Source organism: Nostoc mirabile CHAB5784 (assembly GCF_020829645.1).
GTDB lineage: Bacteria > Cyanobacteriota > Cyanobacteriia > Cyanobacteriales > Nostocaceae > Nostoc > Nostoc mirabile.
In genome coordinates, this window is the sequence record NZ_JAIVFS010000047.1 from 13723 (window position 1) to 28567 (window position 14845).

The following is a 14845-nucleotide window of genomic DNA, read 5'->3' on the forward strand; positions in this document are numbered from 1 at the left end:
AGCGATCGCAACTTAAGCAAGCTACGCGAACGGGCATCCTACGGCGAACGTCTCCCCTTCTGCCAAAGCTATCCATCAGCCGGATCTTTCTCAACGTGGAAAGCAAAGGAATTTCTTGATGCTGAAAAAGCAGCAGTCTGTCCGGTTAAACTGATAAGGATGAAAATAGCAGATCGGGCAGTGAATAACATAGTGCGGTTAGTTTTGACAGCAATATTGCTGGTGCTAGTGACAGCTTGTGGCAGTATCGGACTGCTACCGACTAGCGAGTTAGTGCAAAAAGCGATCGCACTTGGGCTAGAGCAAACTCAACAAAAACTTAGCCAGCAGTTGGATCTAGATTTTCAAGGATTTGAAATCAAGCGGCTATCAATTACCCAGGAACAACCCTTAACGATTGAAAATTTACCAGCTTTCCACGTTCGGGGAACCTACGATTTAATTTTAAAGCTACCAAAACGGCGCTTGACGCAACCAAAAAAACCTTTTGACGTTTACCTGCAAATTCAGCAAGAAGGCAAAACCTGGCGATTGCTACTTCCAGAAAAGAGTAGTAAAGATACGCAATCAATTTGGCGTAGCTATCTAATTCAGTAATTGATACTCACTGACAGAAATTAGGTAATACTAATTCTTCATGAAGATGTACATAATAAGACCCCCCTGTAGTCCCCCCTTAATAAGGGGGGACGGCGTAGCCGGGGGGTAAATATATGCAGCTTTACAAAGAAACGGTATAATACTAATTCTTCATGAAGATGTACATAATCTTTAAAAACGAACCGCCAAGGACGAGCCAGTGCTTTGGGCGGGCAATGCCCGACTTGTTCGCTCTTAGCGTTCCCGCTTTCTTAGCAACTGGCGTGCCAAGTACGCCAAGGAAAGTTAAAAAGTAAAAAGCTCGCTATTCACCCAACAATTGAAATATCAACAGACGGACGTAATTTTGCACAAACTGATAAAACTTGATGAATTTCATGTGTTAAAAACTGATCAAATAGTTCCTGATCTATCCTCAGATTGGAGTCCAGCGTAGTAAAAGCTTGTTGATATAAAATGTAATCGAATCTTGATGCCCATTTTCTTGCTCCTAATCGCGCTGTTATGGAGCAATTATCAACCATAAAAGCGATGCCTTTGTGGTGCATATAGGGATTAAGAGAATCCACGCTTTCAATAATGGATTCGTTAGCGATTTCTGAGTAGGAGTGCTTTTTTTCTCGAAGTAAGTCTACTTGAGCCATCATCGTCGCAATATAAATGCCTGCGGTGATAGGATTAACGGCAATATTTTCTGGTTGTCTTTTAGCACGGACACTAGCGCCAACTTGCCACATTTGTGTCCCATCAATATTTTTCATAGGATAGCGTTGATGCCGATGTTCTGCTTCAATAACACTCTTGATTTCACTTCCAGAAGCAACATCGTCATATATCTCCATCAAAATTTCAAAAGCAGGATGATAAGTAGCAGAGTAGGCTTTCTTAAAAGCTTCCTGATCTGTTTCATTCAAAAACTCGTAAACAGATAAAATTCCCTTTTGGGAAATCAGCTTGGTAATTGGGCCAGTGATAGATTCCACACTTTTAGCAAACGCACTTTCTTTAGAGAATCCTTGACCAATAAACCAACGGTAAAGACTTTCTACAATCCCGTGAACTGCTCCAAGTAACACGCCTCTTTCTCCAAAGATATCAGACTTATATTCTTCTTCAAGTGTAGTTTTAAATGTAACAGGTGAACCTATAGCAATTGACCATCCAAGTGCATAATCTGTTGCTTTGCCGTTAATATCTTGATGAATGGCAAAGCTCGAATTAATGCCAGCCCCATTCACTTCTTTGCCTTGCTCATAAAGTCTCCTAACTGAAAGGCCCATCCCTTTGGGACATACGGCAATCACGTTAATATTTTCCGGAAAATCTTTACCAATACTTTTGAGGTATCCCAGCAAAAATCCATGAGATAAGCCGAGTGTAGAACCTGGGCAAAGAGACTCAAAAATTCGCTCTATATTGTTAGCTTGTGCAGCATCAGAAATTAGAAGAATGGACAATTGTGAAGACGAAAGCACTTCATACATCTCTCCCAATGTGCCATCATCTGTGGTAAAGCCAGCTTTTTGAGCTAATGGAATAGAAGTCGAATTTTCTCGCAGACCTATTTTGACTTTAATATCAGTTCCCCTAAGAGAATCTCTTAAATTCTGTGCTTGGGCAGAACCTTGAGATGACCAACCTATGACTCCGATTTGCCCAATACCTGCAAATGCTTTGGGTAAAAGTGGAAAAAGATGATGCCCTCCCCGGATGATATATTCTTCTGTATTTGCTAAAAGAATTTTTTCTTTGTTAAATGTCTTGGTGTTGAAGTGCAAACTACTCATAAACTTATTACTACAGTGCTATATTTCGCATCGACTAGCTATTACATTAGGTGCTAGCTGTCACTCTGTCCAACACATTTTTTATAGTTAATTAACACTTAAAAAGTTCAAACAATGGAGCTAAGGCATTTACGCTACTTTGTCGCAGTTGCAGAAGAATTACATTTTGGTCGAGCAGCCCAAAGACTCCACATGGCGCAGCAACCTCTAAGTCAACAAATACGCCAATTAGAGGCAGAATTGGGTGTTTCTCTATTCCACCGCACCAAGCGTCAGGTTCAGCTTACGGAAGCAGGAAAAGCTTTTTTGCAGGAGGCGCGTCAAGTTTTGGATAAAGCATCTCACGCAATAAAAGTGGCAAGACTTGTTGCACAGGGAGAAATTGGACAACTTGCTGTGGGTTTCTCTGGTTTTGCAACTTATAGCATTTTGCCGAAAGTTCTTCAGGTATTTCGAGAGCGTTTCCCTAGCGTGGAATTGGATTTAGAGGAAATGACAACCAGCGCTCAAGTACAGGCTTTACAAAACCGTCAAATTCATCTTGGGCTGATGATTCCCCCTGTAAATGATGCGTCTCTAAGCTTGTCTATGATTCTGCAAGAACCATTTGTGGTGGTTTTGCCAGAGTCTCATCCTCTATCTAAAAAGCCGGAATTAACTTTGTCTGCCTTAGGCAATGAATCTTTTATTTTGGTGTCGCGTCATTTAGAACCTGGCTACTATGATTTATGTATCAGTTTATTCCAACAAGCTGGTTTCAGTCCTAAAGTTGTCCAAAAAGCAAGCCATAAGCAAACAATACTCGGTCTTGTTTCTGCTGGTATGGGTGTTTCCCTTGCTCCTGCATCAATTCGTAATATCCACAGGACAGGGGTTGTTTATACCAATCTCAACACGTCAATAGCAAAGGTGGAGCTTGCAGCCGTCTGGCGACAAGATGAGTCATCACCTATCTTGCAAACATTTATTGAGGTCATTAGAGAAATTGTTCTTCAGAATTGATTTATGGTTGACCTATTGAACACCAGAATTTTTGAATTGTGAATTACGTACAATTAAGATATGTGCTACTAGAAAAACTATCACAAGCATTCTGAACATAAAAATTTGGCGTTGCATATTTGCGGGATGATTTTGCTAGTTTTGTGGGATGGGCATCTTGCCCGTCCCTTGTATTTCAGGGCGGGCGAGACGCCCACCCTACAAGAATCATCCCTTGATTCAGCAACGCCAAAAATTTTTGAAGTTGGAATTTTGCACAGTGGGATATGTGCTACTAGAAAAACCATCACAATAATTTCCGTATAACTGCTGGGGCATAGTCATGATTGAGGTATAGTTTCACCGGAGACAGGGTAAGATGTATATCAACTTTTTCATCAGTTCCATTGCAGGAATTGTGGTTGTAGTGCTAACAGCTTTTGGCTTACTGCAATGGTTGCACATCCCTGCTGGTAACTTTCTTGATTGGGTGATTGGTGGTGCAAGCTTTTGGTGGCTGTTGGTAATTGTTACCGTCCCGTGGAATGTGCATTTTCAAGCTAAAGAAGTCTTAGCAGAAGCAGCACAATCCAAAGAGAAAGGAATTCCAGTCGATGAGAAACAAGTGAAGTATGTCACAGCGTTGGCAAAGCGATCGCTCTGGGTTGCCATTGCTTTACACTTATTCTCAGCCGTTGGTCTTTATACTCTTGCTGCCACTGGTATTAGTACGGTTGGGTATATAAGTTCTGGTGCAGCTTTGTTATTAACAATTCTACGTCCAGCGATTCGGGCGTATGAGTATTTATATGCGCGGTTAGCGATGATTCGCCAAGAATGGAAGTATCCCCGCGAAGATATTGTTGAACTGCGCGATCGCTTCTCTATATTGGAACAAAAAATCCAGTCATTTGAGGAGCAACTTAACCCAGAACAATCTTATTCATTACCAGCAACTCAACAACGCTTTGCTGAAGAAACTCGCAGAGATTTAGCTCGAATTGCGGCTAACTTGGAAGAATTACGCGCGACAAATCAAACTGAACATGAACGTTTGGCAAGAGAAGCACGAACTGCGATCGCGCAACTCTCCACCGACGGGCAATTTCTCGATCATGTCCGCGAAATTATTCGATTTTTTAAGACCGCTTAATTATTCATTATGTTCGCCGATTAACTAGGGTAGCGCTAGCTTGGTCAACAGGCATCAGCACAACTTCATTAATATTCACATGGGGCGATCGCGTCACACAGAAAAATATCACATCAGCCACATCATCTGCTGTCAGGGGCGTAACTCCCTGGTAAACTTTGTTGGCGCGTTCAGCATCTCCGTGAAAGCGCACATTGCTAAATTCCGTTTCTACCATACCAGGGTCAACGGAAGTTACACGTACCCGCGTTCCCAACAGGTCTTGTTTTAAACCTTCAGAAATTGCCCTCACAGCAGCTTTGGTAGCGCAGTAGACATTACCACCGGGATAGGTTTGATGTCCAGCAATGGAACCTAAATTTACCACATGACCGCGATCGCGACTCACCATTCCCGGAACGACATAGCGGGACACGTAAAGTAAACCCTTAACGTTAGTATCAATCATGTCTTCCCAGTCTTGAAAGCTACCTTCGTGCAACTTGTCTAAACCACGACTTAGACCAGCATTGTTAATGAGAATGTCGATGTTAGACCAGGCAGAGGGTAGAGTAGAAATGGCAAATTCAACAGCATTGCGATCGCGCACATCTAGCTGTAATAAATGAATTTCAATACCAAATTCTTTAATGAGAGCATCTGCTAGCTGCTGCAAACGTTCCAGCCGTCGTGCCGCTAGGATAAGTTTTGCACCCGCACCCGCAAAGATTCTCGCACAAGCAGTACCAATACCACTACTTGCACCAGTGATTAAAATGATTTGATTTTCTAGCGAAGTCATTGAAAAAAAGTCAATAGTCCAGTGTTAATTTAAATACACAATTTAGCAATTTAGCAAGTTATTGAGTACAGATATATTTTCTCAGCTATTAATATTTATTGAAAGTCGGCGGGAAACTCCAACCCAAGAGTGGGTGGAGAGGGATAGCCGCCCGCCGACTTGGGGTATTGGGCATTGGGCATTGGTGACTCTTCCCCATGCCCCATGCCCTATTCCCCATGCCCAAAAACTCCATCCCGCAAGTGGCGTGGAGTTTTTTATTTTTTTCTTGGACGTAACTCGAAAGCTAAATCTAAGCGGTAAAAACACACATCAAACTCTGCAAAAAAATTCATCTGTCCGAGAATTAAAGGAGCTTCTCTTGATTCTGTCCATGCAAACGCGAGGAGGACGGGCGAAAACTCAGCAACTTTAGCTGATAGAACTAAGCCGCGTGCTTCCAGACAAGCCAGATTTCCGCTTAACTGGACTGGGACTGTCTGTTCTTCCCAGACTGCTCCTAGTTGCAGACCGACTTCGTAAGGCAAAACATTAACGCTTGCACCTGTATCTAGCAAAGCCATAACTTCTACAGAGCAGGTTTTATAGGTTAACGTTAGTGCTAGGTATGGCATGGTGCTAGAAAGACCAAAGCTATTGCTTCGCTTGATGAAAGGAAATCTCTTACCCTCAAGCATCGCCCTCTTTTCTCGCTGCCTCAAGAAGGTTTGATAATGTTTGGGCAGCTTCATACGCCTCGTAGGGAGACCATACAACCGCGGCCGTTGATGCCAGTTCTTTGAGCAGTAAATCTTCTGGATTTATAATATTTGTAGACTCTGTAGACTCTAAATTACAGCCCTCTTCCTTCGCTACTGCTAACAGCAGAAAATGGATGAGCCGTAACTTGTCTTGGTGTGATAGTTGATCGACAGCAGGTAGCAGTTCATTTAGAGACATATAGCTACTCGTGAAAAGCTTTAATAGAACTCCAGATTATCTCAAGAAAATTTAAAGGTAACGCACCATCAAGATTTTTAGTACGCTAGTTGTAGCGTAGCGTACTAACTCTTGTACAGACGCGATTAATCGCGTCTCTCCTGTACAGACGCGATTAATCGCGTCTCTATTTCTTCACCACTTGCAGGCGCTGAGTGACCATCGTCATCCCATTACCCCGCAGGATGACAGCAGAAACCCACTGGCTACCAGGGGTAGATGGTGCTTGTCCCGTTTTAAACAGTCCGCCAGATGTTAGTAATTGCAAATCTACGGATGTAGGGTTGAGAAATTTATCTGCTTGAATGGGTTCCTCTAGCGCTGCTCCTAATAGAAAATCATCACCAAGTGGCTCTTGAACGATCGCATCAAAATTATACTTCTGACCAACTTGTACCTGCTCTGGTAATTTAATATCAATTTGGGGCGGCTTGCTGCCAGAGGTAAGTTGGGTGCGTTCTGACAAAATATCTTGGCGGACTATTTTTCCGCCTGTAATGCGCTGACGCGATTTAATCGTGGCATTAAGAGCCGAATTATTACTGTTACCGGAGGGCAAGCCAGTTATCTTCGTTTCTGTTTCAGCAATAATCCCATTGCCTTCAGGTTTTGAAGATAGCAGTTTTGTACTGTATTGCAATTTGGGATATCGTTGCCAAAGTGAAGTCAAAGACTTTTCCAGGGTTTGCAGGTTTAATCCATCCCCATGACTGAAGTTGGGGCTGTAGAATTGCAACACCCCTTTGACATCGCCCCGGCTGGCGGCTGAATCAACTTGCGTTAACAGATTTTTCAGATCGGCTGGTGCATTTTGGGCTGTACCAGCTTGCGCTAATTGCTGTGGTGTCGTTGCTTGAGTGCGTTGCCAACCACTTGTTAAACCAAGGGTTAGCAGTAACGAAACCAGCCAGATACTAGCTGGAAATCTGAGTTGTCGTCTCACTAAGGCGGTAATAATGTTTGTCATTGGTTAAGAGTTTACTGATTTGATGAGAGAAAGTAAGGAAATTGTTTTATCTTAGTTAAGCTAGACGCTAAACGGTAGAGGTTTGATGGCAAACGCACCGATACGATTATTAATAGCTGCCAGTGGGACTGGTGGACATTTGTTTCCAGCGATCGCACTGGCACAAAAATTGCCAGATTATCAAATCGAATGGCTAGGAGTACCCAATCGGCTAGAAACTCAACTTGTCCCTAAAGAGTATCCCTTGAATACTATTGCAGTTGAAGGGTTTCAGCAAAGGTTTGGACTCTCCTCGATTCGCATTTTGGGTAAACTCGCTGGTTCGATTATAGAAGTCAGACGAATTTTAAAACAGGGGAATTTTCAAGGGGTGTTTACCACAGGGGGTTACATTGCCGGGCCAGCCGTCATTGCGGCGCGTTCCCTCGGTTTACCCGTGGTTTTTCATGAATCTAACGCAATACCTGGTAAAGTAACTCGCTTTTTTGGCCCTTGGTGTAGTGCGGTAGCCTTGGGATTTGAAGTAGCTGCTAAGTATTTGCCTCGTGCTAAAAATGTCTGCGTTGGTACTCCAGTTAGAGCGCAATTTCTCAATGGGGCAATTGATGCACCTCTCGATTTAGCTATTCCTGATGGTGTTCCTTTAATTGTCGTCTTTGGTGGTAGCCAAGGTGCAGTTGCGGTTAATAAGTTGGTGCGTGAATCTGCAACCGCTTGGTTTGATGCTGGTGCTTATGTAGTACATTTAACTGGCGATCGCGATTCAGAAGCAGATAGCCTCAAACATCCACAGTACATAGCCTTACCTTTTTACAACAATATGGCAGCGTTGTTGCAACGAGCAACTCTTGCCATTAGTCGTTCTGGTGCTGGTAGCTTGACAGAATTGGCAGTATGTGGAACGCCAGCGATTTTGATTCCTTACCCCTTTGCCGCAGAAGATCATCAATCTTACAATGCAAACGTATTTACTTCATCTGGTGCGGCCTTAACGCTGAAGCAATCGGAGTTGACGGCACAAATATTGCAAAGTAATGTGTTGAATTTGTTGCAATCACCGGATGAGTTAGCAAAGATGGGGGAAAAAGCTCATGCGATCGCAGTTCCCGATAGTGCCGACAAGTTGGCGCAGTTAGTGCGTGAGGTGATAGAAACATAACGTTGATTATTTAGCATTAAAAATTGATTTTCCTAGTTATGAATATTTTATTCAGCCAAAAATTCCGCTTCACAGTAGGTTGTGCTGCATTATTGCTTATCGGTTTAGCCAGTAGCTATGTATATACTCAATCAAAAACTAAACAGCTAGCCCAACAATATCAGTTTTTTACTCAGCAAGAAAATTTTACCCCACTTGAATCACAGATTTCTCTTACTTCAAATCAAGTTTTTGATCAACTTGATTTGAGGTTTCAAAATTCTTTAATCACTCAACAAACATCTGATGAGATTATAGGCAAGCAAAATGTCTTTTCATCTCAACACAATTTGTTAGCCGCATCTGCGCCCTATCCAGTTGTCGATGAGTTCAAAAAATACAAATTCAGCATTAATGGCAGCCAGGTTATTACTCCAGTCAAACTGCCAATTAGTAAGGTCAACTTCAATCAAAGAGATTTATTAACCGTTCTTGTTAATACTAGAAAATATTTTCAAGATTATAGTTCAGAAGACCCAGATATTCTGCGTACAGGAATTCTTGCTACTCAAGGGGTTACTGTGCCAGATGTCATCAAGACATTAGATTTCATGATTGCTGTCTTAAAGGAGGATATTGCTAATAATCGAGCTACTCGTTTACAAGACCCCAAGTTTATCAATTCCAATTTCCGAGTTATTAAATGGACTGCTTATAATCCAAAAGACAAAAAACAAAAGCAATTAAGAATTACCAAATATGCAGTATTTACTCACTCCGGCTCTCGCAAGAAAAATTCTACTTTTAATACACCAATTTATAGCTTAAAAGATAACTATAATAAAAATACTTTTTACACCAAATACACAAAGCAGGATGTTTTGTCTGGTATTTATGAACCAGGAGGTAAAGAATTTGGAAAAGTTAAAAGTCTCGCTTATCTAACTAGAACTGGGTTAGAAGAAGCGTTGATGCAAGGAACCATCCTAATTAACTTTACAGATGGTTATAGGGCATTTTTTAATGTAGATAGAAATAATGGAATGTCTTATATTCGCGGATTAAAGGCAACAGCACAAAAGCGTTATTGGTATTTTAGAGAGGTTGATGCCATTAAAGGCTATGGATACAAAATAGATGCAAAAATTTCTATTAAACCAGGAGTAACCTTTGCTGGAGATGTGCTGAATATTGGTTTAGGTAAAGTGATTGTTATTGAGCATACTAAAGGTGGCCGCAAACATCTGCAAATGGGGGTTATGGCTGATACAGGCGGAGCCTTTTTACCCAATCTTTATCAACTCGATTTTTTAGCAGGTATTTTTAAGAGTCAAAAACAATTTAGGCAGAATATCAGCCAATTGCCGGAGTACGCTACAGCATATTTTTTAGTAAAGAAGTAATGCATTGACTTGATGTCAAAAATCTATGCACGGGTCAACAATTCTAAGTTGTGGCCATCAAAGTCATAGAAATAGAAGCCACGACCTTGGTTCCAGTGGTTAATTTGTCCTTTATTTTCATGCATGGGGTCGCTACTGTATTCAATACTTGCCTCTTTCACGCGGGCAAAAATTGCATCAAATTCTTCATCACTGACATGGAACGCATAATGATGTTGCTCAAACGCTTCAGCGTCGGCGAAGTCGAGCGTAAATGCATCATTTATATGCACAGCAGCGAAGTGACCAACGGGAACCTCGACCTCTAAACCAAAAATTTTTGCAAAGAACCTCGCCGATGCTTCCTTGTCATGTGCAGGCACTATGGTGTGATTTAGAGTAATTGTCATGTCACACATCCCTTCCTAATTTCGGTAGTAATCGATATCAACTCTCTATCCAGAATCGATAACAACAATCTTCCTTTTTAATTTTATCTTTTCAGCGCTGACACCAAAGTAAACATATCTAAATTCTGTGTTCAATATATTTGGAACACCCGCAAACACTTAACTTAACTCTTGAATAAGCAAAACTAATAGGTTATATCAGCTTTACTGAAGTAATAAAACTTGATTAAAAATTGTAAAGCATTGTAAAGTAGATTCACAGGCAAAGACAAACGAGCCTGATTATAAAACAACTAACCGCACTTATAAAACCATGACAGCAACCTTACAACAGCGCTCAAGCGCCAACGTATGGGATAGATTCTGCGAGTGGATCACCAGCACCAACAACCGTATTTACATCGGTTGGTTCGGCTCCGTCATGATCCCCACCCTGCTAGCCGCCACCGCTTGCTTCGTAATCGCCTTCATCGCTGCACCTCCAGTAGACATCGATGGAATCCGTGAACCAGTAGCAGGTTCCTTAATCTACGGAAACAACATCATCTCTGGTGCAGTAGTACCTTCCTCCAACGCTATCGGCTTGCACTTCTACCCAATTTGGGAAGCAGCATCTCTTGATGAGTGGTTGTACAACGGTGGTCCTTACCAACTGGTAATATTCCACTTCCTGATTGGCGTATTCTGCTACCTAGGTCGTGAATGGGAACTATCCTACCGCTTAGGTATGCGTCCTTGGATTGCGATTGCATATTCTGCTCCCGTTGCAGCAGCAACCGCAGTATTCTTGGTATACCCCATCGGACAAGGTTCATTCTCTGACGGTATGCCCTTGGGAATAAGCGGAACATTCAACTTCATGATCGTGTTCCAAGCAGAACACAACATCTTAATGCACCCCTTCCACCAATTAGGTGTAGCAGGTGTATTCGGCGGAAGTTTGTTCTCTGCAATGCACGGTTCACTAGTAACCTCTTCACTAGTTCGTGAAACCACCGAAACCGAATCGCTTAACTACGGTTACAAATTCGGTCAAGAAGAAGAAACCTACAACATCGTTGCAGCCCACGGCTACTTCGGTCGTCTAATCTTCCAATACGCTTCTTTCAACAACAGCCGTTCACTGCACTTCTTCTTAGCAGCATGGCCTGTAATCGGAATCTGGTTCACCTCCTTGGGTGTAAGCACAATGGCGTTCAACTTGAACGGTTTCAACTTCAACCAATCAATCATTGATTCAAGCGGTCGCGTTATCAGCACTTGGGCTGATGTAATCAACCGGGCTAACCTGGGTATGGAAGTAATGCACGAGCGTAATGCTCACAACTTCCCCTTAGATTTGGCTGCTGGTGATGTGCGGACTGTGGCAATGAGCGCTCCTGCTATCAACGGTTAATTCTGAAGTTTAGCTATTCGCAAAAAGCGCCCTCCCAATCTGGGAGAGCGCTTTTTAGTGTTAAGACTTACGCAAACTCTACGATTCTTCTCTACGAGACGCTAAGTAGTCAGACAGAATTAATTACAAAATGTCATTGCGAATGCAATACGCTTGGGTTAAGAAGAATCGTAGGTTGGGTTGAACTTTAGTGTTACCCAAACAAAGCCTTGATAATGTTGGGTTTCGTTCCTCAACCCAACCTACACCAGTTTTATTTTTTAGCCTTAACCCAAGCGTATTGATTGCGAATGGAGTGAAGCGGAGTGAAGCAATTCGCTTGCGGCTGGGATTGCTTTGCTCCGCTCGCAATGACTGTAAATATTTTTGTCCGACTACTTACGCGAAGGTGTTCTTCTCTTTGAGACGCTTCGCGTTGGCGAAAGCCTCTCGCAGAGAAGGCGTCTTCTCTGCGAGACGCTACGCGTTGGCGTAAGCCTCTCGTAGAGATGGCGGTTCGATAAATTAGGCTTTTTAGCACTTTTTGCGTAATTTATAAGTGTCAATTATAACAGCGTTTAATTCTGGTAGCGCATTTTCAATTGAGTGTGCGGTAGTGTAAAAACAACTGACTTCCAACCTGACGAGTTTCGACGAGTTGGAGATGAGGAGCAGCTTTGGGAAGAAAACCCTCTCCCTCCACTGGGCTAGGGGCGTGCTTTCCTCCATAAATGACGGGCCAAATTGTCAACCACCAATCGTCAATTCGCCTTGCCTTTACTAGAGCCGCTGTTAAAGAACCGCCTCCCAAAACAATGACTTTGTGAATACCCCGCTCTGCCATCAAGCTGTAGGCCCGATCCCAGTCTAGGTTTGTCTCTCCCAAATCGATTAATTCAGCCAGCTTTTGCAAGCTTGTTGCATCAGAATTACGCTTCAAACCAGTCCGTGTTGTAAATATCCATCGCTCAATGTCCTGGCTTAAAAAAGGCAAGTCCAGCGATAGGTCAAGGGAACCTGAGACAACGCAGGTAATGGGCTGGGGAGACTGACCTCGAACTTCGCGTGCTGCCAATAGTTCGGGATTGTGAATTGTATAGGTTTCCCCCTCAGCCCGAATCGTCCCTGCTCCTACCAGGACTAAATCGGCAAGGGAGGCTTGATACTCTAGGTGTGCTTGATCAACTGGATCGGAATCACGAGGCGCTTTAGGATCTACGGCGCTAATTTTTCCATCGGCCGTCATCGCAAGAACCACAGTTGTTTGGATAGCTGACATGATTACATTCTGACGGTTCTTTATAATTTTACCTTTTTGAATTCTTTGCCATGAATCCCCGTGCGATTCGTTTTAGGTCTCAACCCAAGCGTATTGGTTTTTGAGCCGTCCGTTAAGTCCTACCAGATTGACGGGCTTTACCTGACCAGGAATAAGTAACTGAGCGTGGGTAAACTTCACCTCAGCAGTTGGACGCTGCCGAAATTTCTTTACCTGCCTTCCATATACTCTATGTGCACCTGGATCAGAGGGAAATTCTTTAGTATTTTCTATAAATTGAAAACTCTGTCAGTGATTTCGATAAGCTGACATCGCTGATTCTCAGATGTTACCAGACCCAAGCAGCCAAGCATCAAGTATTTACCCCAGATGTAATCAGAATGGAAAAATCAGCTTAACTCAGGGTATCTAATACAAAACTACACCTACCCAACTATCTTTTTGCTGTCTCCCATTCTGAGTGTTGAATATTCGTAGACAAAGGCAGGTTGGGAATAACAGCATAGTCAAAAGACAAAGTTATTAAACAAGTTTATTGATCAGATCCGATTTTTGCCTGCCAGCAAATTAGCGATCGCAGTACTAATGACCTGTAATATTTAGGACAAAAAAAGTGGCTCTGCAATCAGCAGAACCACTAAAGCTTTCGCAAACCAGTTATAACTTAACGAACTGCCCCTTGTGCAGAAACAGTATCAATCGGTTTCATCAGGTACAGCCGCAATAACTGCCAGCCATTGGAGATGTAAAGCGGCAGTTTTTGGAAGAATTGCAGGAATTTGGGAGTGCTGGAGTTAGCGATCGCACCCAACTTCTCATTATTGCTTATACAAGTATCCAACCGTTGATAAAACTCTGGATTCTCTACATCCAGCATCAGAGGGAATACCCTACCTGCGTTTTCGTTAGTCTTCTTAATTACATGGATGTCGTATTCTCGCGCATCCAATCCAAGGGTGGCATAAAAGTCCTTGCGTTGGATGTCATTGAGATACATTGTCGCAAACACAGACAACAGGAAGAACCGACTCCACAGCCGTGCTTTCCAATCATTCAATATTTGCGGCTGGGATTTCATGATTGCATCAAAGAAATCGCCGTGACGGTTTTCATCTTGACACCAGTTTTCAAAGAACCGGAAGATTGGATAAACCCGGTCTTCGGGATGTGCTTCTAAATGGCGATAAATGGTGATATAGCGCCAATAACCGATCTTCTCAGAAAGATAAGTAGCGTAAAAGATAAATTTCGGTTTAAAGAAGGTATAATTGCGACTCTTAGTCAAAAACCCTAAATCTAGGGACAGATTAAAGTCCGACAAAGCTTTGTTCAAAAAGCCAGCGTGACGTGCTTCATCCCGTGACATCAGGTTAAAACACTCTGCCAAGACGGGGCTTTTGCCTTTCAAGCGACGGCCAAGTTCTTTATACAGCAAAAAGCCGGAAAACTCTGCCGTACACGAGCGTTCTAGAAACTCAACGAACAATCGGCGAGTTTCCCCGTCAATATGATCCCAGGATTGTTCAAACTCGGCATCCCGAACAAAGTGATGGCGGTTGTAGTCAGTGCGGAACTCTTCGAGAATGGCTTGTAACTCGTCTTCATTGACGGAGATATCCATCCGCGCCATTTCATCAAAATCGGTAGTATAAAACCGAGGTGTTAACAGGGTTTCTTTTGCCGGGACTTTAATCCCTGGCCGGATTTCTTCAAAGCCTGGTTTTTTGAGGGAATCTACCATGTCTTGATTGCTCTTTCGTCTTTATTATCTTAAGTAGACCCTTCGGGTGACGCTCTTATGTCGCTACCGCTACGCTAACGGCAGTTCCTCATGTAGGAAACCCCGAAGACCGGACTGCCTCACCACAAAGCCAAGGGTAATGCTCTGTTAAGGCGTAACAGCCTACAATAATCCAATTGTATAAAGTTCAGTCTACCAAGGTGCGGGTTAGAAATTTGTAAGCAAAAGATTAAGAGTTGCAACAATCATTCAATGCTTGCGGAACCAAGAATC

At 42.8% G+C, this 14845-nt stretch carries 14 protein-coding genes; 6 read left to right on the forward strand and 8 right to left on the reverse strand.

Annotated features, from left to right (window positions below; all coding sequences use genetic code 11):
* Nucleotides 1–189 precede the first annotated feature (189 nt).
* The gene (locus LC653_RS25365; RefSeq protein WP_229497513.1) at nucleotides 190–597 is read left to right on the forward strand and encodes a hypothetical protein; all 408 of its coding nucleotides are present in this window, start codon (nucleotides 190–192) and stop codon (nucleotides 595–597) included.
* A gap of 311 nt (nucleotides 598–908) precedes the next feature.
* On the opposite strand, the gene LC653_RS25370 is transcribed toward LC653_RS25365, so the two are convergent.
* The gene (locus LC653_RS25370; RefSeq protein ID WP_229497482.1) at nucleotides 909–2387 is read right to left on the reverse strand and encodes a ketol-acid reductoisomerase; all 1479 of its coding nucleotides are present in this window, start codon (nucleotides 2385–2387) and stop codon (nucleotides 909–911) included.
* Nucleotides 2388–2501: 114 nt separating this feature from the next.
* Here LC653_RS25370 and LC653_RS25375 point away from each other — a divergent pair, with 114 nt between their 5' ends.
* A complete protein-coding gene (locus LC653_RS25375) occupies nucleotides 2502–3389 on the forward strand; it encodes a LysR family transcriptional regulator (protein ID WP_229497483.1) in 888 nt (295 codons plus the stop codon).
* 358 nt (nucleotides 3390–3747) lie between these two features.
* Nucleotides 3748–4521 (forward strand): hypothetical protein, encoded by a 774-nt coding sequence (locus tag LC653_RS25380; protein WP_229497484.1) that lies wholly within the window; start codon nucleotides 3748–3750, stop codon nucleotides 4519–4521.
* A gap of 7 nt (nucleotides 4522–4528) precedes the next feature.
* Here LC653_RS25380 and LC653_RS25385 read toward each other — a convergent pair whose 3' ends face one another.
* The 4 genes from LC653_RS25385 to LC653_RS25400 all read right to left on the reverse strand — a co-directional run bounded on the left by LC653_RS25385 (nucleotide 4529) and on the right by LC653_RS25400 (nucleotide 7247).
* Nucleotides 4529–5302, reverse strand: coding sequence for an SDR family oxidoreductase (locus LC653_RS25385; protein ID WP_229497485.1), 774 nt, complete (start codon nucleotides 5300–5302; stop codon nucleotides 4529–4531).
* A gap of 257 nt (nucleotides 5303–5559) precedes the next feature.
* Nucleotides 5560–5979 carry a pepsin/retropepsin-like aspartic protease family protein gene (locus tag LC653_RS25390; RefSeq protein WP_229497486.1) on the reverse strand — a complete coding sequence of 140 codons (420 nt, stop codon included), beginning with the start codon at nucleotides 5977–5979 and terminating at the stop codon, nucleotides 5560–5562.
* A complete protein-coding gene (locus LC653_RS25395) occupies nucleotides 5972–6241 on the reverse strand; it encodes a hypothetical protein (protein WP_229458531.1) in 270 nt (89 codons plus the stop codon). The genes LC653_RS25390 and LC653_RS25395 overlap by 8 nt, the downstream gene beginning before the upstream one ends.
* 166 nt (nucleotides 6242–6407) lie before the next feature.
* Entirely contained in the window at nucleotides 6408–7247 is an 840-nt protein-coding gene (locus tag LC653_RS25400; RefSeq protein WP_229497487.1) for a DUF8623 domain-containing protein, read from the reverse strand.
* Between the two features lie 85 nt (nucleotides 7248–7332).
* On the opposite strand from LC653_RS25400, the gene murG reads away from it, so the two are divergent.
* Both murG and LC653_RS25410 read left to right on the forward strand, forming a co-directional pair.
* Nucleotides 7333–8406, forward strand: a complete 1074-nt coding sequence (gene murG / locus LC653_RS25405) for an undecaprenyldiphospho-muramoylpentapeptide beta-N-acetylglucosaminyltransferase (RefSeq protein ID WP_229497488.1) — start codon at nucleotides 7333–7335, stop codon at nucleotides 8404–8406.
* A gap of 38 nt (nucleotides 8407–8444) precedes the next feature.
* Nucleotides 8445–9788, forward strand: coding sequence for a hypothetical protein (locus tag LC653_RS25410; protein ID WP_229497489.1), 1344 nt, complete (start codon nucleotides 8445–8447; stop codon nucleotides 9786–9788).
* A gap of 23 nt (nucleotides 9789–9811) precedes the next feature.
* Here the strand turns inward: LC653_RS25410 and LC653_RS25415 are convergent, their stop codons facing one another.
* A complete protein-coding gene (locus LC653_RS25415) occupies nucleotides 9812–10177 on the reverse strand; it encodes a VOC family protein (RefSeq protein WP_229497490.1) in 366 nt (121 codons plus the stop codon).
* 313 nt (nucleotides 10178–10490) lie between these two features.
* On the opposite strand from LC653_RS25415, the gene psbA reads away from it, so the two are divergent.
* Nucleotides 10491–11573 (forward strand): photosystem II q(b) protein, encoded by a 1083-nt coding sequence (gene psbA, locus LC653_RS25420; RefSeq protein ID WP_229497491.1) that lies wholly within the window; start codon nucleotides 10491–10493, stop codon nucleotides 11571–11573.
* 577 nt (nucleotides 11574–12150) lie between these two features.
* Here the strand turns inward: psbA and LC653_RS25425 are convergent.
* Together LC653_RS25425 and acsF are read right to left on the reverse strand one after the other, a co-directional pair.
* Nucleotides 12151–12831, reverse strand: a complete 681-nt coding sequence (locus tag LC653_RS25425) for a RibD family protein (RefSeq protein WP_229497492.1) — start codon at nucleotides 12829–12831, stop codon at nucleotides 12151–12153.
* Nucleotides 12832–13495: 664 nt separating this feature from the next.
* Nucleotides 13496–14572: a magnesium-protoporphyrin IX monomethyl ester (oxidative) cyclase gene (acsF, locus tag LC653_RS25430; protein WP_229497493.1), complete on the reverse strand. Its 1077-nt coding sequence runs from the start codon at nucleotides 14570–14572 to the stop codon at nucleotides 13496–13498.
* Nucleotides 14573–14845: the final 273 nt, after the last annotated feature.

What these genes read in the sequence shown, in the direction of transcription:
- psbA (WP_229497491.1), top strand. Translation starts at nt 10,491, where the DNA reads ATGACAGCAACCTTACAACAGCGCTCAAGCGCCAACGTATGGGATAGA.
- LC653_RS25410 (WP_229497489.1), top strand. Translation starts at nt 8,445, where the DNA reads ATGAATATTTTATTCAGCCAAAAATTCCGCTTCACAGTAGGTTGTGCT.
- LC653_RS25395 (WP_229458531.1), bottom strand. Translation starts at nt 6,241, where the DNA reads ATGTCTCTAAATGAACTGCTACCTGCTGTCGATCAACTATCACACCAA.
- LC653_RS25425 (WP_229497492.1), bottom strand. Translation starts at nt 12,831, where the DNA reads ATGTCAGCTATCCAAACAACTGTGGTTCTTGCGATGACGGCCGATGGA.
- LC653_RS25415 (WP_229497490.1), bottom strand. Translation starts at nt 10,177, where the DNA reads ATGACAATTACTCTAAATCACACCATAGTGCCTGCACATGACAAGGAA.
- acsF (WP_229497493.1), bottom strand. Translation starts at nt 14,572, where the DNA reads ATGGTAGATTCCCTCAAAAAACCAGGCTTTGAAGAAATCCGGCCAGGG.
- LC653_RS25380 (WP_229497484.1), top strand. Translation starts at nt 3,748, where the DNA reads ATGTATATCAACTTTTTCATCAGTTCCATTGCAGGAATTGTGGTTGTA.
- LC653_RS25370 (WP_229497482.1), bottom strand. Translation starts at nt 2,387, where the DNA reads ATGAGTAGTTTGCACTTCAACACCAAGACATTTAACAAAGAAAAAATT.
- LC653_RS25385 (WP_229497485.1), bottom strand. Translation starts at nt 5,302, where the DNA reads ATGACTTCGCTAGAAAATCAAATCATTTTAATCACTGGTGCAAGTAGT.
- LC653_RS25390 (WP_229497486.1), bottom strand. Translation starts at nt 5,979, where the DNA reads ATGCTTGAGGGTAAGAGATTTCCTTTCATCAAGCGAAGCAATAGCTTT.
- LC653_RS25375 (WP_229497483.1), top strand. Translation starts at nt 2,502, where the DNA reads ATGGAGCTAAGGCATTTACGCTACTTTGTCGCAGTTGCAGAAGAATTA.
- LC653_RS25400 (WP_229497487.1), bottom strand. Translation starts at nt 7,247, where the DNA reads ATGACAAACATTATTACCGCCTTAGTGAGACGACAACTCAGATTTCCA.
- murG (WP_229497488.1), top strand. Translation starts at nt 7,333, where the DNA reads ATGGCAAACGCACCGATACGATTATTAATAGCTGCCAGTGGGACTGGT.